This is a genomic window from Nonomuraea sp. NPDC049714 (assembly GCF_044465295.1).
GTDB lineage: Bacteria > Actinomycetota > Actinomycetes > Streptosporangiales > Streptosporangiaceae > Nonomuraea.
Map to the genome: position 1 here is coordinate 1,387,217 of NZ_JBITLM010000001.1, position 22,962 is coordinate 1,410,178.

Annotated in this window: 20 protein-coding genes; 10 read left to right on the forward strand and 10 right to left on the reverse strand. The window is 72.1% G+C overall.

Features of this window, described 5'->3' with window-relative positions:
- Positions 1-77: 77 nt before the first annotated feature.
- Positions 78-656: a hypothetical protein gene (locus ACIBQX_RS06695; RefSeq protein WP_397001351.1), complete on the forward strand. Its 579-nt coding sequence runs from the start codon at positions 78-80 to the stop codon at positions 654-656.
- Positions 657-753: 97 nt separating this feature from the next.
- Here the strand turns inward: ACIBQX_RS06695 and ACIBQX_RS06700 are convergent, their stop codons facing one another.
- Complete coding sequence (locus ACIBQX_RS06700; protein WP_397001353.1) at positions 754-1,707, reverse strand: LysR family transcriptional regulator; 954 nt, start codon at positions 1,705-1,707, stop codon at positions 754-756.
- A gap of 51 nt (positions 1,708-1,758) precedes the next feature.
- Between ACIBQX_RS06700 and ACIBQX_RS06705 the strand changes: the two genes are divergently transcribed.
- Complete coding sequence (locus ACIBQX_RS06705) at positions 1,759-2,403, forward strand: cyclase family protein (protein ID WP_397001355.1); 645 nt, start codon at positions 1,759-1,761, stop codon at positions 2,401-2,403.
- A 60-nt stretch (positions 2,404-2,463) separates the two neighbouring features.
- On the opposite strand, the gene ACIBQX_RS06710 is transcribed toward ACIBQX_RS06705, so the two are convergent.
- Positions 2,464-2,640 carry a hypothetical protein gene (locus tag ACIBQX_RS06710; RefSeq protein ID WP_189143216.1) on the reverse strand — a complete coding sequence of 59 codons (177 nt, stop codon included), beginning with the start codon at positions 2,638-2,640 and terminating at the stop codon, positions 2,464-2,466.
- A gap of 32 nt (positions 2,641-2,672) precedes the next feature.
- Here ACIBQX_RS06710 and map point away from each other — a divergent pair, with 32 nt between their 5' ends.
- Positions 2,673-3,521, forward strand: a complete 849-nt coding sequence (map, locus tag ACIBQX_RS06715; protein WP_397001357.1) for a type I methionyl aminopeptidase — start codon at positions 2,673-2,675, stop codon at positions 3,519-3,521.
- On the opposite strand, the gene ACIBQX_RS06720 is transcribed toward map, so the two are convergent.
- The 4 genes from ACIBQX_RS06720 to ACIBQX_RS06735 all read right to left on the reverse strand — a co-directional run bounded on the left by ACIBQX_RS06720 (position 3,508) and on the right by ACIBQX_RS06735 (position 8,352).
- Positions 3,508-3,897 carry a sensor histidine kinase gene (locus tag ACIBQX_RS06720; RefSeq protein WP_397001359.1) on the reverse strand — a complete coding sequence of 130 codons (390 nt, stop codon included), beginning with the start codon at positions 3,895-3,897 and terminating at the stop codon, positions 3,508-3,510. The genes map and ACIBQX_RS06720 overlap by 14 nt on opposite strands.
- A 506-nt stretch (positions 3,898-4,403) precedes the next feature.
- A complete protein-coding gene (locus ACIBQX_RS06725) occupies positions 4,404-6,380 on the reverse strand; it encodes a cytochrome c oxidase assembly protein (RefSeq protein ID WP_397001361.1) in 1,977 nt (658 codons plus the stop codon).
- Positions 6,377-6,970: a copper resistance protein CopC gene (locus tag ACIBQX_RS06730; RefSeq protein WP_397001363.1), complete on the reverse strand. Its 594-nt coding sequence runs from the start codon at positions 6,968-6,970 to the stop codon at positions 6,377-6,379. The genes ACIBQX_RS06725 and ACIBQX_RS06730 overlap by 4 nt, the downstream gene beginning before the upstream one ends.
- Before the next feature lie 89 nt (positions 6,971-7,059).
- The gene (locus tag ACIBQX_RS06735) at positions 7,060-8,352 is read right to left on the reverse strand and encodes a helix-turn-helix domain-containing protein (protein WP_397001365.1); all 1,293 of its coding nucleotides are present in this window, start codon (positions 8,350-8,352) and stop codon (positions 7,060-7,062) included.
- Positions 8,353-8,752: 400 nt separating this feature from the next.
- On the opposite strand from ACIBQX_RS06735, the gene ACIBQX_RS06740 reads away from it, so the two are divergent.
- Positions 8,753-11,800 (forward strand): AfsR/SARP family transcriptional regulator, encoded by a 3,048-nt coding sequence (locus ACIBQX_RS06740; RefSeq protein WP_397001367.1) that lies wholly within the window; start codon positions 8,753-8,755, stop codon positions 11,798-11,800.
- Between the two features lie 3 nt (positions 11,801-11,803).
- On the opposite strand, the gene ACIBQX_RS06745 is transcribed toward ACIBQX_RS06740, so the two are convergent.
- Positions 11,804-13,405 carry a PucR family transcriptional regulator gene (locus tag ACIBQX_RS06745; RefSeq protein ID WP_397001369.1) on the reverse strand — a complete coding sequence of 534 codons (1,602 nt, stop codon included), beginning with the start codon at positions 13,403-13,405 and terminating at the stop codon, positions 11,804-11,806.
- 108 nt (positions 13,406-13,513) lie between these two features.
- Between ACIBQX_RS06745 and ACIBQX_RS06750 the strand changes: the two genes are divergently transcribed.
- Genes ACIBQX_RS06750 through ACIBQX_RS06760 form a run of 3 tightly spaced genes read left to right on the forward strand, consistent with a single transcriptional unit; the run spans position 13,514 to position 17,374 of the window.
- Complete coding sequence (locus ACIBQX_RS06750; RefSeq protein ID WP_397001371.1) at positions 13,514-15,718, forward strand: molybdopterin cofactor-binding domain-containing protein; 2,205 nt, start codon at positions 13,514-13,516, stop codon at positions 15,716-15,718.
- The gene (locus ACIBQX_RS06755; RefSeq protein ID WP_397001373.1) at positions 15,702-15,935 is read left to right on the forward strand and encodes an EF-hand domain-containing protein; all 234 of its coding nucleotides are present in this window, start codon (positions 15,702-15,704) and stop codon (positions 15,933-15,935) included. The genes ACIBQX_RS06750 and ACIBQX_RS06755 overlap by 17 nt, the downstream gene beginning before the upstream one ends.
- Before the next feature lie 53 nt (positions 15,936-15,988).
- Positions 15,989-17,374, forward strand: coding sequence for an NCS2 family permease (locus ACIBQX_RS06760; RefSeq protein WP_397001375.1), 1,386 nt, complete (start codon positions 15,989-15,991; stop codon positions 17,372-17,374).
- Here ACIBQX_RS06760 and ACIBQX_RS06765 read toward each other — a convergent pair.
- Entirely contained in the window at positions 17,371-18,300 is a 930-nt protein-coding gene (locus ACIBQX_RS06765) for an excalibur calcium-binding domain-containing protein (protein ID WP_397001377.1), read from the reverse strand. The two genes, ACIBQX_RS06760 and ACIBQX_RS06765, sit on opposite strands and share 4 nt — an antisense overlap.
- Positions 18,301-18,462: 162 nt before the next feature.
- Between ACIBQX_RS06765 and ald the strand changes: the two genes are divergently transcribed.
- Positions 18,463-19,578 (forward strand): alanine dehydrogenase, encoded by a 1,116-nt coding sequence (gene ald, locus ACIBQX_RS06770; protein WP_397001379.1) that lies wholly within the window; start codon positions 18,463-18,465, stop codon positions 19,576-19,578.
- Here ald and ACIBQX_RS06775 read toward each other — a convergent pair.
- Positions 19,571-20,032, reverse strand: coding sequence for an SRPBCC family protein (locus ACIBQX_RS06775; protein ID WP_397001381.1), 462 nt, complete (start codon positions 20,030-20,032; stop codon positions 19,571-19,573). The genes ald and ACIBQX_RS06775 overlap by 8 nt on opposite strands.
- A gap of 61 nt (positions 20,033-20,093) precedes the next feature.
- Complete coding sequence (locus ACIBQX_RS06780) at positions 20,094-20,798, reverse strand: DUF3105 domain-containing protein (RefSeq protein ID WP_397001383.1); 705 nt, start codon at positions 20,796-20,798, stop codon at positions 20,094-20,096.
- A gap of 120 nt (positions 20,799-20,918) precedes the next feature.
- Between ACIBQX_RS06780 and ACIBQX_RS06785 the strand changes: the two genes are divergently transcribed.
- A complete protein-coding gene (locus tag ACIBQX_RS06785) occupies positions 20,919-21,536 on the forward strand; it encodes a DUF305 domain-containing protein (RefSeq protein WP_397001385.1) in 618 nt (205 codons plus the stop codon).
- Complete coding sequence (locus ACIBQX_RS06790; RefSeq protein WP_397001387.1) at positions 21,536-22,942, forward strand: phytoene desaturase family protein; 1,407 nt, start codon at positions 21,536-21,538, stop codon at positions 22,940-22,942. Before ACIBQX_RS06785 ends, ACIBQX_RS06790 begins: the two co-directional genes overlap by 1 nt.
- Positions 22,943-22,962 lie beyond the last annotated feature (20 nt).

The following is a 22,962-nucleotide window of genomic DNA, read 5'->3' on the forward strand; positions in this document are numbered from 1 at the left end:
TGGATTGTCAGACATGTGACATCCGAATCGGGGAGGAAACCGGTTACCAAGTGGCGCATGTCGTGCACCATGGGTGCATGGACTCAGGATCGGTGGCCTACCTGCGCGACCTCCTCGCCGAGACCGGCTGGGTCGAGCGCACCCGCGAGCTCGGCCGCGCCCTGCGCACCACCCGCTCCCCCGGCGGCCTGCTGCTGGTCGGCACCCCCGACGAGGAGCCGTGGCATCTGACCGCCCACCTCGCCGACGAGGCCAGGCTGGCGGACCTGCCGCAGCTCGCCCCCACCCTGGTGCGCTGGGCGCCGTCGGCCGGCGCGCCCCCGCACCTGCGCGTCGGGCTCGACCGCATCCAGCGGGCCAGGCGGGGCGAGACCCTGTTCGTGGTGGCTGAGCAGCAGGCCCCGGTCCCGCTCCTCGAACGCGTCGACGACGCCCGCCGCACCGGCGCCACCATCCTGGCCCTCGAAGGCGGCGACCGGGAGCTGTCCGGGCTGGCCCACGACGCCATCGCCATCCCGGCCGACGGGCCGGTCAGCTTCGACGGCGCCCAGCACCTGGTCAGCGCGGCCGCGGGCGAGATCCCGCAGCGCCCCGGCCTGCGCGAGCGGCTGGCCCGCCTGCTCGACCGGGTCAGCGGCCCACGGGTGTCGGAGTAGCTCACCTCTCCCGCGGCTCAACGCGAGAGCGGCGCAACGCAAGAGCGGCTCAACTCTCCCGCCACGCAACGCGAGAGCGGCGCAACGCAGGAGAGACTCAGCTCTCCTGCGGCTCGGCGCTGCGCAGATGGCCACGCAGGGTGGCGTCCAGGCTGGCGGTGGCGGCCTCGACGGCCCCGATGACGATCGCCTGCACCGGGTCGGGCTCCCCCGACCTGGTCCGGCTCCCCCGCGTGACCACGTCGATCCGGCGCGCCCCCACGTCGCCGAGGTCGCTGACCCGCACCTCACCCTCGGGCACGTCCAGCAGAGCCAGCGTCGGCACGATCGCCACCCCGTGACCCGCCGCCACCAGCGCCAGCGTGGGCCCGAACTCGCCGATCACGTGGACCTTGCGCGGCTCGAAGCCGTGCAGCGCGGCGAGCCGGTCCAGCGCCTGGCCGCAAGCCTTGTCGGGCTCACTGGCCACCCACGGCACGTCGGCCAGGTCGGCGAACCGCTGCGGCTCCGGCCAGGCGGGCGGCACCACGATGCGGTACTCGTCCACGTAGAGGGCACGGGACGCCAGTGAGGGCTGGGCGGGCCGGGGCAGGCTCATGTCGCGTTCGGTGATCAGCACGTCCACGACGCCGTGCCTGAGCTCCTGCAGCGCGGGCGGGCCGTACACCTCGTGGATGGACGGAATGATCTTGGGGTGGCTGTCGGCGAGAGCCCGCATGGCCGGGACCAGGATGTGGTGGATCACCGTGGGGAAGGCCGCGATGCGGACCGGGCCGGACAGCCGTTCGGTGAAGCGGGTGAGCTCGCGCCTGGCCTCGGCCAGCTCGTCCTCGACGCGCTCGGCGTAACCGGCCAGGATGCGGCCGGCGGGGGTGAGGGAGACCCGGCGCTGGGAGCGGTCGATGAGCGCCAGCCCCACCTCACGCTCCAGCTGGGCGAGTTGCTGAGAGACCGCCGAGGAGGTGAGATAGAGGGCCTCGGCAGCCCGCATGACGCCGCCCCGGCGCGCCACCTCGTGGAGGATCCGTAACCGGCGGGGGTCGATGTCCATGAAGCCGAGTCAATCATCATGGGCACCTCACCTGCCACGAAGGGAGCCGTTGTGATCGTCGAACTCAGCCATCGCATCGTCGAAGGCATGATCACCTACCCGGGGGTGCCCGCCCCGCGGCTCGGCGTGCACCTCAGCCGCGCGGACTCCCGCGAGGTGTACGCGCCGGGCACCGAGTTCCACATGGGCACGATCGCGCTGGCCGCCAACACCGGCACCTACCTCGACACCCCGCACCACCGCTACCCCGACGGCGCCGACCTGTCGCAGGTGCCGGCGAGCAGGCTCGCCGACCTGCCCGGCCTCGTGGTGCGGGCCGAGGGCGGGCGAGAGGTGCGGATCAACCAGAATCTGGACGTACGAGACCGCGCCGTGCTGATCCACACCGGCTGGGACCGCCACTTCGGGACCGGGACGTACGTCGGCGAGCACCCCTATCTCGCCCCCGAGTCGGCGGCGTGGCTGGCGGAGCAGGGCCCCGCGCTGGTCGGGATCGACTCGGCGAACATCGACGACACGCCGCCCCACGGCGAGCGCCCGGCGCACACGCTGCTGTTGAAGGCCGGCATCGTGCTGGTGGAGCACCTGACCGGCCTCGCGGCGCTGCCTGACGAGGGGTTCAGGTTTCACGCCGCGCCGCCGATGATCGCCGGGCTCGGCACCTTCCCGGTGCGCGCTTACGCCGTGCTGCCGTAGTCAGCCGGCCCGGCCGGCCAGCCCAGTCAGCCGGCCCGGCCAGGCAGCCCGGCCAGCCGGTCAGTCGTCGTCCAGGTCCGCCTCGTCCCACGCCTTGTTACGGTCGGCCGCGCGCTGCAGGGCGCCGGCCGCCTCCTGCTCGCTCGCGTAGGGGCCCATCCGATCCTTGTCGGGGCAGCCCCGGTCGGGCTCGACGCGCATGTGCTTGAGGCAGAACCACCATTGGCCATCGCTCACGTCACCGATTCTGCCCCGTAGACTCGTGTTTCATGACGACTCTGCTCCAGCCCGGCCGAATTTCGCCCATGCGAAAGGTCCCCGCCCAGATCGAGCGGCCGGAGTACGTCGGCAAGAAGCGCCCCAAGATCGACGAGTCCGACGTCAAGACCCCCGAGATGATCGAGCGCATGCGCGTGGCGGGCCGGATCGCCGCCCAGGCGCTCGAAGAGGTCGGCAGGCACGTGCGCCCCGGCGTCACCACCGACGAGCTCGACCGGATCGGTCATGATTACCTCATCGACCACGGCGCCTATCCGAGCACCCTGGGCTACAAGGGCTATCCCAAATCGCTGTGCACCTCCATCAACGAGGTGATCTGCCACGGCATCCCCGACGACACCGTGCTGCGCGACGGCGACATCGTCAACGTCGACATCACCGCCTTCATCGGCGGCGTGCACGGCGACACCGACGCCACCTTCCTGGTGGGCGAGGTCGACGAGGAGTCCCGGCTGCTGGTGGAGCGCACCCGCGAGGCGACGATGCGGGCGATCAGGGCGGTGGCCCCGGGCCGCCAGCTCAACGTGGTCGGCCGGGTCATCGAGGCGTACGCCAAGAGGTTCGGCTACGGCGTGGTCCGCGACTTCACCGGCCACGGCATCGGCACGAGCTTCCATTCCGGCCTGATGGTGCCGCACTACGACGACCCGTCCCTGCGGGTGGAGCTGGTGCCCAACATGACGTTCACCATCGAGCCCATGCTGACGCTCGGCACGATCGACTACGACATCTGGCCCGACCAGTGGACCGCCGTGACCAAGGACCGCAAGCGCACGGCCCAGTTCGAGCACACGATCGTGGTGACCGAGACGGGGAGCGAGATCCTCACCCTCGCCTAGGCACCACCCCTGTCACCGTCGTGCCCTCCCCCCGCACGCTGCTGACCGTCAACGTGCCACCGAGCTCCGCGAACGCGGCTCGCATGCGGGCGATGCCCCGGGCCGCCTTCGTGGTGTCGAATCCCTGGCCGTGGTCGCTGACCGTCATGCGCAGGCCGCCGCTGCCCGCGGTCACGGCGATCGACACCGCGCCGGCGCCGCTGTGCGACTCGACGTTGGCCAGGGCTTCCCTCATCGCCGTGAGCACCCCCTGGGCGGTGCGCGACGGCACGTCGGCGGAGGGCAGCGCCCAGACCTCGACGGTGATCCCGGTCCGCTGTGACCAGTCGGACAGACAGGTTTCGAGCGCCTCGGCCAGGCCTTCCCCCTCGCGCATGCGCGTATCTTTCGTCAACCCGAACTCCGCCTTCCTGAGGCCCGAGCAGGCGCCGGTCTCCACGCGACCGGCTTCACATGTGACGCGTATCCCCTCCGACTGGACGGCAGACCGCCCCCGACTGTCCCCCTGGGGAAAGGCTACCCGTGATGCCAGAATCGTATGGATCGAAGATAGGTGGCCATCTCCGTACGGCTACTGCGGATATATAGTCAGGCCACCTCTTTTCGGTTGGTGCGTACGATGCCTGCCGTCATCAGCAGAATGATCCAGCAGATCACGATCGCGGCCGGCGCGTTCTGGAGCAGCATGCCCAGGGCCGGCCCATCGCGACCACCAGCACACGCACCCCGCCGTCCAGCCCAGCAGCGCTAGCGGATCGACCGCCCCACCGGCTCGATCACGCGTCCCGTCCATCGGGCGCGGGCCCGCGCGGCATCGGACCCAGGTCCATGGATCCCGGCCGCACGGCCACCGGAAGTGGACCCAGGTCGTTGACGCCTACGTCATTCGCCCTTGTCCGCGCGGTTGAGGCGGGCCAGGTAGTCGTTGTAGGAGTTGAGCTCCGGGTCGCCGCCCGGGGTCCGGTCGGCCTTGCGGTCGCTGCGCCGGGCGGTGCGCTCGTCGCTCTGGTACCACTGCGCGGCGATGGCCAGCAGCACGATCAGGGTGGGGATCTCGCCGAAGCCCCAGGCGATGGCCCCGCCGTTCTGCTGCTCGCGCAGCAACGACTCGCCCCAGGTCCGGTCGAGCTGCTCGTACCAGCCGGAGGCGATGACCGACCCCGTCATCATCAGCGCGATCCCGAAGAAGGCGTGGAACGGCATGGTGACGAAGAGCAGCAGCAGTCTGCCGACGTGCGGCAGGCGGTAGGGGCCCGGGTCGACGCCGATGACCACCCAGAAGAACAGGCAGCCGCTGACCAGGAAGTGGAGGGTCATGATGATGTGCCCGAGATGCTCCTGCATCGCGGACTCGAACAGCGGCGTGAAGTACAGCGCGTAGGTGGAGGCGATGAAGATCGCGGTGGCGATGGCCGGATGCCCGGCGACCTTGACGAACCGGCTGTGCAGGATCGCCATCAGCCATTCACGCGGCCCCCGGTCGCCGCGCTTGGCGGCGGGCCGGAGCGCGCGCAGGGCGAGAGTGACGGGCCCGCCGAGGACCAGGAAGATCGGCACGATCATGGCGAGCGTCATGTGCTCGATCATGTGCACGTCGAACATGACCTTGGCGTAGCGGGCCAGGCCGCTCTGGGTGACGAGGACCAGGATCACCACGCCGATGAACCAGGACACGGTGCGGCCGGTCGACCACGTGTCGCCGCGGCGCCTCAGCCTGACGACGCCCGCGCCGTACAGACCCGCCAGGACGGCGGCCACGATCGCGAAGAACAGGTCGAACCACCACAGGGAGGCGATGTTCGCCAGCGAGATCGGCGGCGGGACCGGATAGCCCAGCAGGTCGAAGGCGCGGCCGGCGGGCAGGCTGACGGGCGGCGGGGGCGTGCGCGCCAGCGCCACGGCCAGGCCGACGGTGGCGAGCATGAGCAGCAGCTCGCCGCCGGCCAGCCGGGCGAACGCGCGCGGCCTGCCCGCGGTGAGCTCCACCATCGTGCGCTGCCGGTGCCACCAGCCCACGTAGCCGAGCAGCACGAAGGCCACGATCTTGGCCACGATCAGCACGCCGTAGCTGGACGTCCACAGGTCGGACACGTCGGTCAGCCGGGCCACCACGCTCGCCAGCCCGGACACGCCGACCCCGGCGTAGCACCACAGGGCCATCGTGGAGAAGCGGTCGGCGGCCACGTCGAGCTGCGGCTTCTTCAGCACGGCGTGCAGCGCGAGCACCGCCAGCCCGCCGACCCACAACGCCATCGTGAGCAGGTGCAGCGCCAGGCCGGTGGTGGCCAGGCCATGGTTGGGCGAGGACGCCGAGTGCCCGGTGAGGGCGGGCGGCAGCAGGGCGACCAGGGAGAACAGCAGCAGCGCGCCCGTGGACCCGGCGGTGATGGCGCCCCGCGAGAACAGCGCGATCGACACGCCGAACAGCACGACGAGGGTGAGCGCGATGCCGGGGCTCTCCTGGGTGGCGTAGCCGACCAGGAAGCTGCGGTTGAGGATCTCCGGGACCGGCCTGGCCCACACGTCGGAGACGCTGAACACCATCGTGAGAAAGGCCGTCCCGGCCCAGGCCAGCGCCGCCCACGAGGCGGCCCGGACATAGCCGAGCGCGGCCTTGCCGAGCATGCCCTTGTCGTTGGGCAGCAGGATCGTGGCCGCCAGCAGCAGGCCGACCGTGGTCAGGCCGGCCACGTCCATGGACAGCTTGGAGACCGGCAGCCCCCAGCGCGTGACCACGCCGGACGAGGGCACGCCCAGGATGATCCGGGGGAACGCCGCGCCTCCGGCGATCATGGCGATCACCAGGGCGGCGACCGCCGCCACGGCCGCCGCCAGCCCGAGCCGGGCGGCCCTGCTCACGGCTTCTTCTTCCGCGCGCTCAGCAGGAACCCGACGCCGATGCCGACGAGCGCGCCGACGATGACCAGCAGCCAGATCGGGAAGGTGGTCGTGGCCGCGCCCTCGGCCGCCACCGGCTCGGCCGGCGCCTGCACGGGTGACTGGGCCGGTGAGGCCTCGGGTGAAGCCGCAGGGGAGGCGGGCTCGGTGGCGGTGGCCTCGGGGCTCGCCGCCGTCTGCGACGGCGTGGCGCCCTTCACCGTGAAGGGGACCTCGCCCTCGATCGGGTGCCCGTCCGAGGAGACCACCCGGTAGGCGATCACGTACGCGCCGTCGGACAGCTCGCCCTTGAGCTTCTGCGTCACCACCGGCCCGTCCAGGTCCGGCTTCCCGGCCTGGTGCTGGACGTCACCGGCACCGCGCACGATGACGAACGGCATCCGCACGTTGCCGGTGAACTCCAGCTTGACCTCGTCGAGGGCCTTGACCGTGGCGCCCTTCGCCGGGTCACTGCTCTTGAGCGCGTCGTGCGCCAGGGCGGGCGCGGCGGTGGCGAGCACGAACAGGGCAGCGAGAATCGCGGCGGCGGCCGCGAACGGGGATTTCTTCATGACATCCCCCAGGCTACCGACGTGTCCGCCCGGTCCGGACTCGACCGCTACAATTCGCCCGCCGCGAACCCGTCCCCTCCAGCGTCCCCTCAGAGTCCGGCGCAGGCCAGCGCGCGCTCGTAGGCGTCGACCGCGCCGTCGGCGTCGCCCATGTGCTCCAGAGTCTCGGCCGTGGCGAGCCACGAGCCGGCGGACTGGTAGGAGGAAGGCAGCGGCGTCAGCGCCGCGCGGATCCGCTCCAGGTGGCGCTCGGCCTCGGCGACGTCTCCGCGCACGCTGTGCGCCCGCCCCAGCAGCAGCTGCGTCTCCGGCACCTGGTTCATGCCCGAGGCCGTCAGCAGCTCGTCGGCGGCGTGCCCGTGCTCGATCGCCTTGTCGATCTCGCCGGTCATGAACTCGACGCTGGCGAGCTCGGTCAGCGCCCGCGCCCGGTCGATCACGCTGGTGGAGCTCTGCTCCTGCTCGCTGATGGCGCGCTTGAGCTGCTGGGTCAGCTTGGCCGCCTCCTGCGGCTGCACCCGGCGCTTGAGCTGCGCGTGCGCGACCCGCATCTTGGCCAGCAGACGCGGCTGCTCGGTCTCCCCCATCAGCGCCAGCGCGCGCTCGGTGAAGACCAGGGCCTCCTCGCGGTGGCCGGTGTGGTCGGCGGTGTAGGCGGCGTTCCAGTTGGCGGCGGCCATGGCCCGGGGGGTGCCGAGCGCCTCGGCCGCGTTGAGCAGCTCGGCGGCGAACTGCCGGGCGCGCAGGTGGTCGCCGCGCACGAGGTAGGCGGCCAGCAGGGTCGCGCCCAGCTCGACCAGCAGGTCCGACCAGCCGGGCCGGGCCGTGGCGCCCAGGACCCGCTCGCCGATCTCGACCGCCTCGGTCAGCCGGTTGCTCTGCCGGTAGACGCGGCACAGCGCGATGGCGACCTCGATCCGGCGGTCCGCGGGCAGCTCCTCGCTCTGCAGGTGGTGCAGGATCGCGATCGCGCCGCTACGGTCGCCGCACGCCTCAGTGGCGAGGGCCAGGCCGAATTCGGTGTCTTGACGTAGTGATGTGAGACCTGTCAGGTTGTTGTCCGCCAGAAGCTCGGTGAAGCGGGAGCGCGCCTCCTGGACTTCACCGTTCTCCAGCGCAAGCCTGGCATAACCGAGTGCGAGCTCGATGTCCTCCATCTGTTCGGCGGTGACGCCGTTGATGAGATAGGACAGCGAGCAGTCGAGTTTCTGGGCCAGCAACTCCAGAACCGCAGGAGTGGGGGTACGCTTGCCGCTCTCGATCAAGGAGACATAGCTGTCAGACAACTCGGGATGCGCGAGCTGGGCCTGAGACAGACCACGCTGCCGCCTCACCGTCTTGATACGGAGTCCGACTAGGTCAGATGTGGTCACGGTCGCCACTCCCTGAGATGATAAGTTCCGAGCAAAACCCGCAGATCGGCGAGGGAGATCCTCATGCGCACGCGTCTTACCCTGTCCGCACTCGTTGCCTTGCTCGCGGCCCTCGTGGCCGTCGGCAGCAATAGTACGGCCGCAACCGCTGAAACGTCTGCCCCCTTGACCGCCATGGCTGCCATGACCGATGAGCTGTGCTGCTGAGGCTTGGCCTGGAGAGTGGCGCCCCTGCCGTCTCAGCCGACGAGCTACGCGGTGTTCACCCTAGACATGGCGTCTACATTTCATCTACATAAGAACCTCTTTCTCTCCGCCTGACATCGCTACCCAGTGATCTTCACTGCTTCAGAAAGATCCGGTCTACGCTGCCGTAGTCCGGACAGTCTGCATCCGTGTGGGGAGTCGTATGGCCGAGGACATCCGCATCAGCCTTCTCGGCCCCGTGTCCGCCGCACGCGGCGGCGCGGTGATCGATCTCGGCTCTCCTCGCAGACAGGCTGTGCTGGCGATTCTGGCCTCACGCGCCGGGCGCGTGGTGCCGATGAACCGCCTCATCGACGGCGTCTGGGGGGATCAGCCCCCACGCACCGCCGAACAGAGCGTCTACACCTACGTCGCCGGCCTCAGGAAAGTCCTGGAGCCCTCCCGCAGCCGGCGGGAGCGGTCCGGGCTGCTGGCCGGCGACACCGGCGGCTATGTGCTCCGCCTGGACCCGCATCAGGTCGACACCACCCTGTTCCTCCGGCACGTGGAGGCGGCCGGCCTCTCGGCCGGCACCGGCGCGCACGACGAGGCGCTGCGCCTGCTGGACGCGGCCCTGTCCCTGTGGCGTGGTGAGCCCCTGACCGGCGTGTCCGGCCCGTTCGCCGACGCCGAACGCGCCCGCCTCACCGACCACCGCCTCACCGCCGCCGAATACCGCGCGGAGGCGCTGCTCCGGCTCGACCGGCCGCACGACGCCCTGATGTCCGTACGGGACCTCACCCGCCGCCATCCGATCCGCGAGCGGCTGCGCGAACTGCTGATGCTGGCGCTGTTCCGGTGTGGCAGGCGGGCCGAGGCGCTGGCGGCCTTCGAGGAGGGCCGCCGTGTCCTCCGCGACGAGCTCGGCGTGGACCCGGGCGAGTCGCTACGCCGCTCCCACGCGCTGGTGCTGCGCGGCGAGCCCACGCCCCCGAGCCACCCCGCACCCGACGAGCCGAGCGCCCCGACCGTCGCCTTCCCCGCAGCGCCGGGCGAGACTCCGAACGGCCCTGCAACCGCCTCCCCCTCAGGGCCGGCCGCACCGGCGGAAGGGCCCGACCAAGCGGTGGGACGGCCCGGCGAACCGGCGGGAGGGTCGGCCGACGGCAGGGCACCGGCGCTGGGAGCGCCGACGTCGGGGGTGCCGGTGCCGGGTGTGCCGGCGCTGGGAGCGCAGGCGCCGCGTCAGCTTCCCCGGGACCTGGCCGGGTTCGTGGGCCGGGCGAAGGAGATCATCCGGCTGAAGTCGCTGCTCGCGCCGTGGGACGGCGCGCCGCCGAGCCCGCTGGTGGCCATCTCCGGCCCACCGGGGGTGGGCAAGTCCGCGCTCGCCGTACGGATCGCCAACCTGGTGCGGGACCGCTTCCCCGACGGGCAGCTGTACGTGAACCTGCGCGGCGCCACCGTCAACCTGCCGGCGCTCAGCCCGCTGGACGTGCTGGGCAGGTTCCTGCGGGCGCTCGGGACGGACGGTGAGGCGGTCCCGGCGGAGGTCGACGAGGCGGCGGCGCTGTGGCGCAGCCGGCTGGCCGGCAGGCGGATGCTGGTGCTGCTGGACGACGCGGCGGGTCTGGGCCAGATCCAGCCGCTGCTGTCGGCCCCCGGCGCCACGTTCCTGGTGACGAGCCGCGAGACCCTGGCCGCGGGCGACGACTGCGCGCAGCTGCACCTGTCCCGGATGCCGCTCTCCGAGGCGGTCACTGTGCTGGCCAAGCTGGCGGGCGCCGGGCGGGTGGGCGCCGACCCCGCCGAGACGGCCTGGCTGGTGCGGCTCTGCGACGGCCTGCCGCTCGCGTTGCGCATCGCGGGCGCGCGCCTGGCCGACCGCCCGGGGTGGAGCGTGTCGACGCTGACCGGCCGGCTACGCGACGAGCACCGACGGCTGCAGGAGCTGGAGGCGGGCGAGCTGGCCGTCAGGGCCAGCCTGGCGGCCAGCTGGAGCGCGCTGAGCGACGGCGCCCGGCCGCTGGACCGCACCGCCGCGCACACGATGTCCCTGCTCGGTCTCCTGCACGTGCACGACCTGACCGCCGAGGTGGCCGGCGCGCTGCTGGGGACCGGCACGGACGAGGCCGAGAGAGCGCTGGAACGGCTGGTGGACGCGCACCTGCTCGATCCGGCGGGGCCCGGCCGCTACCAGCAGCACGACCTGATCCGGCTCTTCGCGGCCGAGGTGGCGCCGGACGACACGACCGGGCCGCTCATCCGGGCGCTGAGTCACTACGTCGCCTCGGCCCGGCTGGCCAGCACCACCATGGACCCGCACCGGGTACAGCCCGAGGCCGACGCGGTGACGGCCGAGCCGCATCACGTCAGCAGTCCGGACGAGGCCCGCGCCTGGCTCGACCGCGAGGAGCCGAACCTGGTCGCGGTCGCCGGACAGGCCATGTCCAGCCAGGACGATCGGCTCGCCCGGCTCGGCGTGGCGCTGACCTTCGCCCTGTTCTGGTATCAGCACTACGCCCATCAGCCGGAGCACCAGATCGCCCTCAACCTGCAGGCCCTGAGCGTCTGCGAGCGGCTCGGCGACCGGCGCGGCCTCTACCACGCCCACGGCCACGTGGCCTCCGGCCTGTCGTTCCAGCAGCGGATGACCCAGGTCGTCGAGCACCTGCACGCCCAGCTCGCGCTGGCCAAGGAGCTGGGCGACGCCTTCAGCGAGCAGCGGACGCTGGGCAACCTGGCCAACGCCGAGAACAAGCTGGGCGGCCACGAGCGGGCGCTGTCGTACGCGAGCCGCCAGCTGTTGATCGCCCGGCGGATCGGGGCGGAGGTGGGCGTCCGCTACGCGCATCTGATGGCGGGCAGCGCCTGCCACGGGCTCGACCGGGCGAGCGAGGCGCGCGAGCACCTGGAGGCCGCCATGGCCGCCGCCGAGGCGGTGGGCGACACCGGCCAGGCGGGCAACATCCGCATGGTGCTCGGCGAGGTCTGCCTCGCCCAGGACGAGCCTCGTACGGCGCTGGAGCATCTGCGGCAGGCCCTGGTCTTCAACCGCACGCACGGGATCCGGATGGGCGAGCTGCGCTGTCTGGTGCGGCTGTCGCGCGCCTGCCGCATGCTGGGCGACGCCCGCGCCGCCCTGACCCACATCGGCGAGGGCGTCCCCCTGGCCAGGACGATGGGCACCGACCTGTGGCTGGAGCGGGCGCAGGAGGAGCAGCGGGCGGTGCACGAGCTGCTCGGCGTCCCTGTCGTGCACCTCGTGTGAGCGTCAGCCGGCCCTGAGCGCCAGGAAGAAGTCCACCCGGTCCGCCATCGTGGACAGGTCCTTGCCGGTGAGCTCCTCCACCCGCTTGACCCGGTAGCGGACGGTGTTCACGTGGACGTGCATCCGCTCGGCGCAGGCGTTCCAGGACCCGGCGCAGTCGAGGAACGTGGCGAGGGTGCGGACGAGCTCGGACTGGTGGCGCGTGTCGTAGTCGCGCAGCGGCCCCAGCAGGCGGTCCGCGAACGAGGCGCGCACGTCACCGGGGACGGTGGCCAGCAGCAGCGCGTGGGTGTAGATCTCGTCGCTGGTGGCCACCCCGCCCGACCGGCCCCGCGCCAGCCGCACGGCGTGCCCGGCCTCGTCGAGGCCTCCCTTGAGCGCGGCCGCCCCGATCAGCGCCCCGCTCACGCCCACGCAGACGCGGGTCCCCGGCAGCGCGCCGAGCACCTCGGCCCCCGCCCGCAGCCGCCCCGCCAGCTCCTCCACCGCGCGCCCCCGCAACGGGACCACCGCCACCGCCCCGCCACCGATGGCCGCGGCGACCACCTCCCGCCCGAGCAGCTCCTCCAGCACCCACCCGTCGAGCACCCCCTCCTCCCCCCGCCGCCCACCCACGACCTCGAACCCAGCCCCCACCCCGGCCGGTCCCACGCCGGCCCCGCGCCCGCTCTCCCCACCCGGCGGGTTGTCCTGACCCGCACCAGACGCGCTCTCCCCGTCTGTGGGGTGGCCGGTCGTCGGACGGGTGGTGGCGGTGACGATGGCGTACGGGGCGGTGTCGTCGAGGCCGCAGGTGCGCAGGCGGGCGCTGAGCTCGGCCGGGTCGGCACCGGAGGCGGCGCCCTGGACGAGGTGGCCGGTCAGGCGGCGCTCGACCCGCCGTCCTTCCTCCATCCGGCCGCGTTCCAGCTCGACGCAGGCGGCCAGTTCGTAGCCGAGGTCGGGCCGGTCGAGCAGGTCGCCGTCGCAGGCCAGCGCCCAGCCCGCCGCGCGGTGGCCGCGGCCGACGCCGAACACGGTGTGTCCCCCGGCAAGGCAGGGCAGCCGTGGCGCGGTCAGGTAGGCCCGCGCCAGCCGTACCGGATCTGCCGGCGAGCCGAGGATCACATGGCCGGCGGCGGAGACCACCGCGCCCGTGACGCCGAGCTCGGCGGCGGTCAGCGCGAACAGCTCGGGCAGGCCGGCGCCGTCGGCGACCGCGGCGAGGAGGCGGCGGTGGCGGCCGAGCGCGTCACGCGCGTCGCCCGACAGGCGTGGCGTCACCAGCTCGGTCAGGGTGCGGAAGGAGGTCTCGGTGGGCACTTCGAGCAACGGCAGGCCGGCCTGCTCGCAGGCGTCGACGAGGTCCTGGGGCACATGCCCCAGCCAGGCCTGACCGGCGCCGAGCGCCGTGACCCCGGCCTCGGCGAGGGCGGCGACGAAGCGAGCGGAGTCGGCGGGCGAGTGCCGCCACATCAGCCCGGTCAGCACCAGCTCCCCGCCCGACAGGTAGCGGCCGGGTTCGGGCAGGTCCGTGATGTGCACGGTGTCGAACGCGCGGCCGGGGTCACCGGCGAGCAGTCTGAGGTGTAGTTCCTCGATGGCCAACAGGTCACTTATCCGCACTTGGAGGAATATACAAGTCGGCCGGTGAACCGCTTACCTCGATTTCACGCCGCGCGCATTCCGGGTGGCCGGCAGTGGTGCTCTACTCGAAAGATGTCCACTCAGAGGATGTCCACCCAGAGGCTGACGGAGACGGTGAGCCAGGCACCGCAGGGGGTCGGCGTCAGCGCGCCCCGGCCGGACGCGGTGCTCAAGGTCACGGGCGAGTTCGCGTACGCCTCGGATCTGTGGCTGGAGGGCATGGTCTGGGGCGCGACGCTGCGCAGCCCGCACGCCTCGGCGTGGATCCGCGCCATCGACGTGGGCCCGGCGCTGGCGATCCCCGGGGTGCGCACCGTGCTGACGCACGAGGACGTGCCGGGCGAGAAGTTCTACGGGCTGGACGTGAAGGATCAGCCGGTGCTCGCCATCGACCAGGTGCGTTACCAGGGCGAGCCGGTGGCGCTGGTGGCGGCCGACCATCCGGAGACGGCGCGCAGGGCGGCGGCGGCGATCGTGGTGGAGTACGAGCCACGCGCGGCCGTGACAGACCCCCGCGAATCCCGAGATTTCGTCAGATATCAGCCGGTGCGCACGGGCGACACCTTCGAGGCCGAGGTCGTCGTCACGGGCGAGTACGAAGTAGGCATGCAGGACCAGGCCTTCCTCGGCCCGGAGTCCGGCCTGGCGGTCCCCGCCGAGGACGGCGGCGTCGACCTCTACATCGCCACCCAGTGGCTGCACGTGGACCGCGACCAGCTCGCCCCCTGCCTGGGCCTGCCGCCGGACAAGGTGCGGCTGACCCTGTCCGGCGTCGGCGGCGCTTTCGGCGCGCGCGAGGACCTGTCGATGCAGGTCCACGCCTGCATGCTGGCGCTGCGGCTGGACCGCCCGGTGAAGATCTCGTACGGCCGCGAGGAGTCGTTCTTCGGCCATGTGCACCGCCACCCGGCCCGGATGCGCTACGAGCACGGCGCCACCCGCGACGGCAGGCTCGTCTACGTCAAGGCCGACATCCTGCTCGACGGCGGCGCCTACTGCTCCTCCTCCCCCGCGGTCGTCGGCAACGCCGCCTCGCTCGGCGCGGGCCCGTACGAGGTGCCGAACGTGCGGGTGGACGCGACCGGCGTCTACACCAACAACCCGCCCTGCGGCGCGATGCGCGGCTTCGGCGCGGTGCAGGCCTGCTACGCCTACGAGTCGCAGATGGACCGGCTGGCCGAGGCGTGCGGCCTGTCGCCCGTGGAGATCCGGGTGCGCAACGCGGTCTCCCAGGGCTCCTCGCTCATCACCGGCCAGGTGATCGACTCACCGGCGCCGCTCGCGGACATGCTGCGCGACCTGGCGGACTTCCCCCTCCCCGCCCCGGCCGGGCAGGACCTGCGCGCCCTGCCCGGCGGCGTCTCACAGACCACCCATGGCGAGCAGGTGCGGCGTGGCGTCGGCTACGGCGTCGGGATCAAGAACATCTGCTTCTCCGAGGGCTTCGACGACTACTCCACGGCCCGGGTGCGGGCCGAGCTGGTCGGCGGCGAGCCGCACGTCACCGTGCACACCGCGGCGGCCGAGGTGGGGCAGGGCCTGGTGACGATCCAGGCGCAGATCGCCCGTACCGAGCTGGGCGTCGAGCGGGTGACCGTGGCGACCGCCGACACCTCTGTCGGCTCGGCGGGCTCGTCGTCCGCCTCGCGGCAGTCGTACGTCACCGGGGGCGCGGTGAAGGCCGCCTGCGAGGCCGTACGGGAGCGCTTCGGCGGGATGCCGGCCCGGGAGGCGCTGGAGAAGCTCGGCCCGATCGAGGAGACGCGCGAGTACCGGCACCGGCCCACGTACCCGATGCACCCCGACACCGGGCAGGGGCACTCGCACACCCAGCTCGCGCTGTGCGTGCACCGGGCGGTCGTGGACGTGGACGTGGAGCTGGGCCTGGTGAAGGTGGTGGAGCTGGCGGCCGTGCAGGACGTGGGCCGGATCCTCAACCCGCAGGCGCTGGAGGGGCAGATCCACGGCGGGTCGGCGCAGGGCCTGGGGCTGGCGCTGATGGAGGAGATCCAGGTGCGCGACGGCGTGGTGCTGAACCCGTCCTTCACCGACTATCTGATCCCCACCATCCTCGACATGCCGCCGATGACGCTGAAGATCCTGGAGAATCCGGACCCGGCGGCGCCGTACGGGCTGCGCGGCGCGGGCGAGCCGCCGACGCTGTCGTCCACCCCCGCCATCGCGGCCGCCGTACGGGCCGCGACGGGACTGCGGTTGACTCGGGTTCCGATCAGACCCGAGGATATCGCCTTGGTTCACAACGGGGAGGGATCTCATGGCAGACGCGCGTGAAGCGGCGAAGGCGGAGTTCGAGCGGTTCGACACCGATGGTGACGGTCTGCTGACGGCCGCCGAGATCAGGCAGGCCAACCAGGCGCTGGGCGGGCTCGGCGCCTCCGAGTCGGAGGTCGAGGCGTTCATCGTGTCCGCGGACAGCGACGGTGACGGCCGGATCGGGCTGGAGGAGTTCGCCGCGCTGGTCGGCGGCGGACGGCACGAGCAGGCGTGATCACGTCGCCCGCCGGGTAGGCAACCCGCCATCCCCCTTGATCGTGAAGGGGGATGGCGGTGCTCGACAGGTTCTTCGAGCTGTCCGGGCGAGGGACGACCGTCGGCCGTGAGATGCGTGGCGGCATCACCACGTTCATGGCGATGGCGTACATCATCCTGCTCAACCCGATCATCCTGGCCGGCGCGCAGGACGTCACCGGCGCGAAGCTGACGATCTCGCAGCTCACCACGTCGACCGCGCTGGCGGGGGCCATCTCCACGCTGCTCATGGCCGTCATCGGCAACGCGCCGCTGGCGCTGGCCGCCGGCCTGGGGCTGAACGCGGTGGTGGCCTACCAGGCCGCGCCGTTCATGACCTGGGCGCAGGCGATGGGGCTGGTCGTGCTCGAAGGGCTGGTCATCATCGTGCTCGCGGTGACGGGGCTGCGCACGCTGATCATGAACGCGATCCCGCTCGCGCTCAAGCACGCCATCAGCGTCGGCATCGGGCTGTTCATCGCGCTCATCGGCCTGGTGGACGCCGGGTTCGTGGCGCGCGGCACGGGCACGCCCGTGCAGCTCGGTGCGACCGGGCGGCTGTCGGGGTGGCCGGTCTCGGTGTTCTGTTTCGGCCTGTTGCTGATGATCGTCCTGTTCGTCCGCAGGACCCCGGCGGCCATCCTCATCAGCATCGCCGTGACCGCTGTGGTGGCCGTCCTGGTGAACTCGCTGGCCACGGTCGAGCCCGGGGCGTGGGGAGTGGTGACGCCCCGGGTGCCCGAGTCGCTGGTGTCGGCGCCGGACTTCGGCCTGGTGGGCGAGGTCGACCTGCTCGGCGGCTTCGCCCGCGCGGGCGTGCTGACGGCGACCGTGGTGCTGTTCACGCTGGTGCTGTCCGGGTTCTTCGACGCGATGGGCACGATCATCGGCGTCAGCGACGAGGCCGGGCTGGTGGACGAGCGCGGCCGGGTGCCGCGGCTGGGCCGGATCCTCACCGTGGACGGCGTGGCGGGCATGGTCGGCGGGGCGGTGAGCTCGTCGGCCAACACGGTGTTCGTCGAGTCGGCGGCCGGCGTGGGCGAGGGGGCGCGGACCGGGCTGGCCAGCCTGTTCACCGGGGCCCTGCTCGGGCTGACGCTGCTGTTCACGCCGCTGGCCGCGGTGGTGCCCGCCGCCGCGGCCGCACCCGCGCTGGTGCTGGTGGGGGCGCTGATGATGATGCAGAGCAGGAACGTGCCCTGGCAGGACCTGGAGCTGGCCGTGCCCGCGTTCCTGACGATCGCGCTGATGCCGTTCACGTACTCGATCACGAACGGGGTGGGCGCCGGGGTGATCGTCTACACGCTCATCAAGGCGGCACGGGGGAAGTTCTCGGAGATCCCGTGGCTGCTCTGGGTGGTCTCGCTGCTCTTCCTGGCCTACTTCGGGATCGGCGCGGTGGAGGGGCTGTTCGTCTAGCTCAGGTCTGCGCCGTTGCAGGCCACGCCGTTGTTGTCGACGTCGGTGTACCAGGCGTACTCGGGGTGGACGCCCTTCGTGTACGGGCCGTACCCGGCGGCTCTGGCCTGCCGGCAGCTGTCGTACTTGGGGTTGAGCGTCCCGTCGGCGCCGGCCGTGTCGCCTGTGGGGTCACCTGTCGGGCTGCCGGTCGAGGTGCCGGTCGGCGTGCCCGTGCCCGTGGTGGCGGCCCCCGTGGGCCGGCCGGGAGAGGTGGCCGGGCCGCCGGTGGGGGTTCCGGCCGGGTCGCCGGTGGGGGTTCCGGTCGGGTCGCCGGTGGGGGTTCCGGTCGGGTCGCCGGTCGGGGTGCCGGTGGCGCCGAGCAGGCGCGTGGCCAGCGCCTCGGCGTCCTCCTTGGAGAACCCGACGATGCTCAGGCTGTCGCCGTCCATGCTCTGGGTGACGACGGGCGCCGCCACGACCGTCCTCGGCACCAGCACGACCGCGATCTGCCGCTGGTCGGCGACCTGCTCGTCGATGAGGTCGACTAATTTCTGCTTGTACGCCGGCGCGACCGCGATGCGGACCGAGTGGGTGCCGTCCGTCTCGCGCACCGCCTCGATCTCCTGCACGGCGTTGACCGTGACGCCGTTCTCGAGCAGGTAGCAGGTGGCCTGGGTCTCGTCGAGCGCGGCCTCCTCACCAGGACACGGCGCCGCCTTCGTCTCGCGTACGGGGGCGAAGTGGATCGGCGTGGCCAGCCGCTTCGGCGGCGCGCCGCCGAGCAGCGGGGAGTCCGGGCTCCTGGTCATGAGGACGGCGATGGTGCCGAGCACCCCCGCGACCAGCACCACCAGGACGAGCGAGACGATCAGCACGATGGTGGTGAGCCTGCTCGCCTGCGGATGCCCCGGATCCGCGGCTGGCGGCTCTTCCGGCTTGTCCATCGATGACGTCCCCATCCTGACGTTTCGGGCTGCCGGTGAGCTTATCGAGGACCGTCGGAAGCCGGGTAATCCGGTGAACAAATCTCGCTTTTCTGTTAAGTGGAGGAGAATGGAGAAAGAATTACGGCAATCCCACAGTTCAGCGGAAACGGGGTGGGGACCATGAAGGTCGGAGTTCCCCGCGAGGTGAAGAACACCGAGCACCGGGTGGCGCTCACCCCGGCGGGCGCCCACGAGCTGGTACGCCACGGCCATCAGGTCTTCGTCGAGCGGGAGGCGGGCCTCGGCTCCGCCATCCCCGACGCCGAGTTCCAGGCGGCGGGCGCGGTCATCCTGCCCGACGCGGACTCGGTCTGGGCCGGATGCGACCTGATCCTCAAGGTCAAGGAGCCGGTCGCGGAGGAGTACCACCGGATGCGCAAGGGCCAGGTGCTCTTCACCTACCTGCACCTGGCCGCGTCGCAGGCCTGCACGCGGGCGATGCTCGACGCGGGGATCACCGGCGTCGCCTACGAGACCGTGCAGACGCCCGACGGCCGCCTCCCCCTGCTCGCGCCCATGTCCGAGGTGGCGGGCCGGCTCGCGCCCCAGGTCGGCGCCTACCATCTGATGAGCTCGCAGGGCGGCAGGGGCGTCCTGATGGGCGGCGTCTCCGGCGTGTACGCGGCCAAGGTGGTGGTGATCGGCGCGGGCGTCTCCGGCATGAACGCGGCCGCCATCGCACTCGGCATGCAGGCCGAGGTGCTCCTGCTGGACACGAACATCGACAAGCTCCGCCAGGCCGACCTGATCTATCAGGGCCACTGCCAGACGGTCGCCTCCAACATCCTGGAGATCGAGCGGGCCGTCCTGGAGGCCGACCTGGTCATCGGGGCCGTCCTGATCCCCGGCGCCAAGGCGCCCAGGCTGGTGACCGACGAGCTGGTCAGCCGGATGAAACCCGGCTCGGTGCTGGTGGACATCTCCATCGACCAGGGCGGCTGCTTCGAGAACTCCCGCCCGACCACGCACGCCGAGCCGACCTACCCGGTGCACGACTCGATCTTCTACTGCGTGGCGAACATGCCGGGCGCGGTCCCGCACACCTCCACCTTCGCGCTGACCAACGTCACCCTCCCGTACGCGCTGGCGATCGCGGACCACGGCTGGGCGGCGGCGATGCGCCGGGACGAGGCCCTGGCGCTCGGCCTGAGCACCCACGAGGGCCACCTCACCAGCCGTCCCGTGGCCGAGGCCCACGGCCTGGACTGGGTGCCGCCGGAGGACGTGCTCAGCTGAGACCTCGCTCGGTGACCGTCTTGAGGTGGCGGTTGCGCCGCAGGATCAGCCGGGTCATGTGCCGGCGCAGCACCAGCGCCTCGGCCATCCGGCCCAGCGGCCCGGCGGGGGCGGCGAAGTCGATCACGTCCCGCATGAGGGTGCCGCCGTCGCCGTCGTCCTCGAAGCGGTGCTCGTGCCACCAGCGCCGGAAGGGGCCCGCCACCTGCTCGTCGACGAAGGACGTGGGCGGGGCGCAGGCGCTGATGACGGAGGTCAGCCGCCAGGTGACGCCGAAGTGGCGGGCCTGCCAGGTGACCTGGTCGCCCAGGGTGAGCCGGCCGGACGTGACCCCGGCCACGGCCCGCTCGCCCGAGGCGCTCATGGAGGCGGTGTGCGCCTCCACCGACAGCGACTCGGCGAAGACTCGCTCAGGGGGTGCCAGGACGTGGGTGATGACCTCTAAGCGCGTCACGGCCCTGAGCGTACGGAACCCCTGGGCGGGTCTCTCTCCCGCCCAGGGGTCTCTCGTGCTTTTACTGCTGCGACTGCGACGGCATCGGGCTGGCCGGTGCCTGGGTCTGCTGCGGCTGCTCCGGCTGCGGGAGCGGAGCCTGGTCGGCCGTGGTGGAGATGGCCTGCGGACCGCCGCACGTGGCGCCCGGCTCAGGGGTGTCCGGGCCGTTCTGGTAGCGCTTGATGAAGGCGCCCAGCTTCGGGTCCTCGGGGTTGTCCAGCTTCAGCTGGTGACCCCAGGACGAGACCACGACCGGCGCGGGCAGGTTGGGGAACGGGCTGACCAGCATGTAGTCCTGCTGACCCGTCGAGCCCGCCACTTCCTTGAGCTTGTCCACCTGGGCCTTGGGCAGGTCGGGGCGGTAGGTGATCCAGACGGCGCCGTGCTCCAGGGAGTGGACGGCGTGCTCGTTGTGGATCGGCTTGTCGTAGATGGCGCAGGCCTGCCAGTAGCCGTTGTGCTCGCCACCGACCGGCGGGGTCTCCTTGTAGGCGACCGTGTTCGCCACGTGCTGCCCGCCGTCGTACGTGACGCTGGTCACGCCGTCGAGCGAGGTCACGCGCGACTGCTCGATCAGGTAGTAGCCGACCAGGCCGACGAGCAGCACGACGACGAGACCGCCTGTGCCCCACATCAGCAGGGCGGTGCGACGTTCTTTGCGCTGCTGCTGGGCTCGCATCTTCTGCAGATGCTCGCGCCGCGCCTGCGCCTTCTCCTTCGTCATCGTTCCTCCATCGGCGTACCAACTTGGGTCACCCTATGCCCTCCGGGCGTATGCGGAGAATAAGGTGCGGATAAGCATGCGATCACAACTGGACCAGGGGCTGGGTAGGCTGTAGAGGCCATGGAGAAACCCGCCAGCAGATCGCTCTTCGTCGCCCTCGCCGTCCTGGTCGTCGCCGCCGCCGCGGTGTTCCTCGTGTTCGGTGGCCGGGGCACGCCCGGTGACACCTCGCCGGAGGCGGGGTTCGCCCGCGACATGGCCACGCACCACGCGCAGGCCGTCGCCATGTCCTTCACGATCAGGGACAAGAGCGAGTCCGGGGAGATCCGAAACCTGGCCTTCGACATCATCAACACGCAGGCCAACCAGCGCGGCATGTTCCTGGGCTGGCTGGAGCAGTGGGGGCTCACCCAGTCGACGGACCTGCGGCCGATGCGGTGGATGAACGGCCACGGCCACGTCCAGGTGTCGGCCTCGACGCGGGAGATGCCCGGCATGGCCTCGCAGCAGGACCTCGCCAAACTGGACGAGCTGACGGGCGCCGAGGCCGAGGTGCAGTTCCTTCGGCTCATGATCCGCCATCACGAGGGCGGCGTGGAGATGGCCGAGGGCCTGCTCAGGCTGTCGGACCGCACGGAGGTGGTCAGGATGGCACGCAAGATCGTCGACGGTCAGAAGGCCGAGATCGACCTCATGACGGATCTGCTCGCCCGGCGGGGCGCACTGCCGGCGTCCTGATGAGCGCCGACGCGGTCGTCGTGGGATCGGGCCCCAACGGGCTCGTCGCGGCCGTGACGCTGGCCCTGGCCGGGCGCGAGGTGCTGCTGCTGGAGGCGGCCGACCGGTTCGGCGGCGGGCTGCGCTCGGCGGAGCTGACGCTGCCCGGCCGGGTGCACGACCTGGGCGCGACCGTGATGGCGATGGCGCTGGCCTCCCCCGCGCTGCGCGAGCTGGACCTGGACGGCGTCGAGTTCGTCCACCCGCCGGTGGCCGCCGCGCATCCGCTCGACGACCGCCCCGCCGTGCTCCTGCACCGCGACGTGCGCCGCACCTGCGAGGGGCTGGGACGGGACGCGGCGGTGTGGCGGGCGACGGCGGGGGCGGTGGCGCGGGCCGGGTTCCCGCTCACGGACCTGCTGCTGCGGCCGCTGGGCCCGTGGGGGGCTCAGCAGGTGCGGCCGGCCACCCTCGCCGCCGCCGCGCGCTTCGGGATGATCGCCGCCCTGCCCGCCACGACGCTCGCGCGGCGCGGGTTCAGGACCGTGGCGGGGCGCGCGCTGCTGGCGGGCATGGCCGCGCACACGATGCTGGACCTCCGATCGCCGCTGACCAGTGGGTACGGCCTGACCCTCGGCGCGCTGGCCCACCTGGTGGGCTGGCCGCTGGTCAAGGGCGGTTCCCAGGTGCTGGCCGATGCCCTGGTCGCCCTGCTGCGCAAGCTGGGCGGCCAGGCGGTGACCGGTCACCGGGTGCGCCGGTTGGCCGAGCTCGACGCGGAGACGGTGGTGCTCGACGTGTCACCGGAGCAGTTCCTGCGGATGGCCGACTTGCCCGCCCCCTACCGGCGGCGGCTGTCCCGCTTCCGTCGCGGGCCGGGCGTGTTCAAGATGGACTGGGCGCTCGACGGGCCGGTGCCGTGGCGGGACCCGGCGGTGGCCGGCGCGGGCACCGTGCACCTGGGCGGCACGCTGGAGGAGATCACGCTCAGCGAGGCGGAGACGGCCGCCGGACATCACTCGCCGCGCCCGTACGTCCTGCTCGTGCAGCCGTACGCCGCGGACCCCGGCCGGGGCGGGCACACGCTGTGGGCCTACTGCCATGTTCCCAACGGGTCGCCGGTGGACATGACGGGCGCGATCGAGGCGCAGATCGAGCGGTTCGCGCCGGGGTTCGGCGAGCGGGTGCTGGCCCGGCACGTCATGGGGCCGGCCGCGCTGGAAGCGGCGAACGCCAACCTGCTGGGCGGCGACATCGGCGGCGGGCTGGCCAGCCTCGGGCAGTTCGTGAAGCGGCCGGTGTGGTCGCCCGCGCCGTGGCGCACCCCGCTCCCGGGCGTCTTCCTCTGCTCCGCCTCGACGCCGCCGGGGGCCGGGGTGCACGGCATCGGCGGCCACCAGGCCGCCCGCCTGGCCCTCAAGCGCTGAACGCCAGGCCTGAGCCCGGC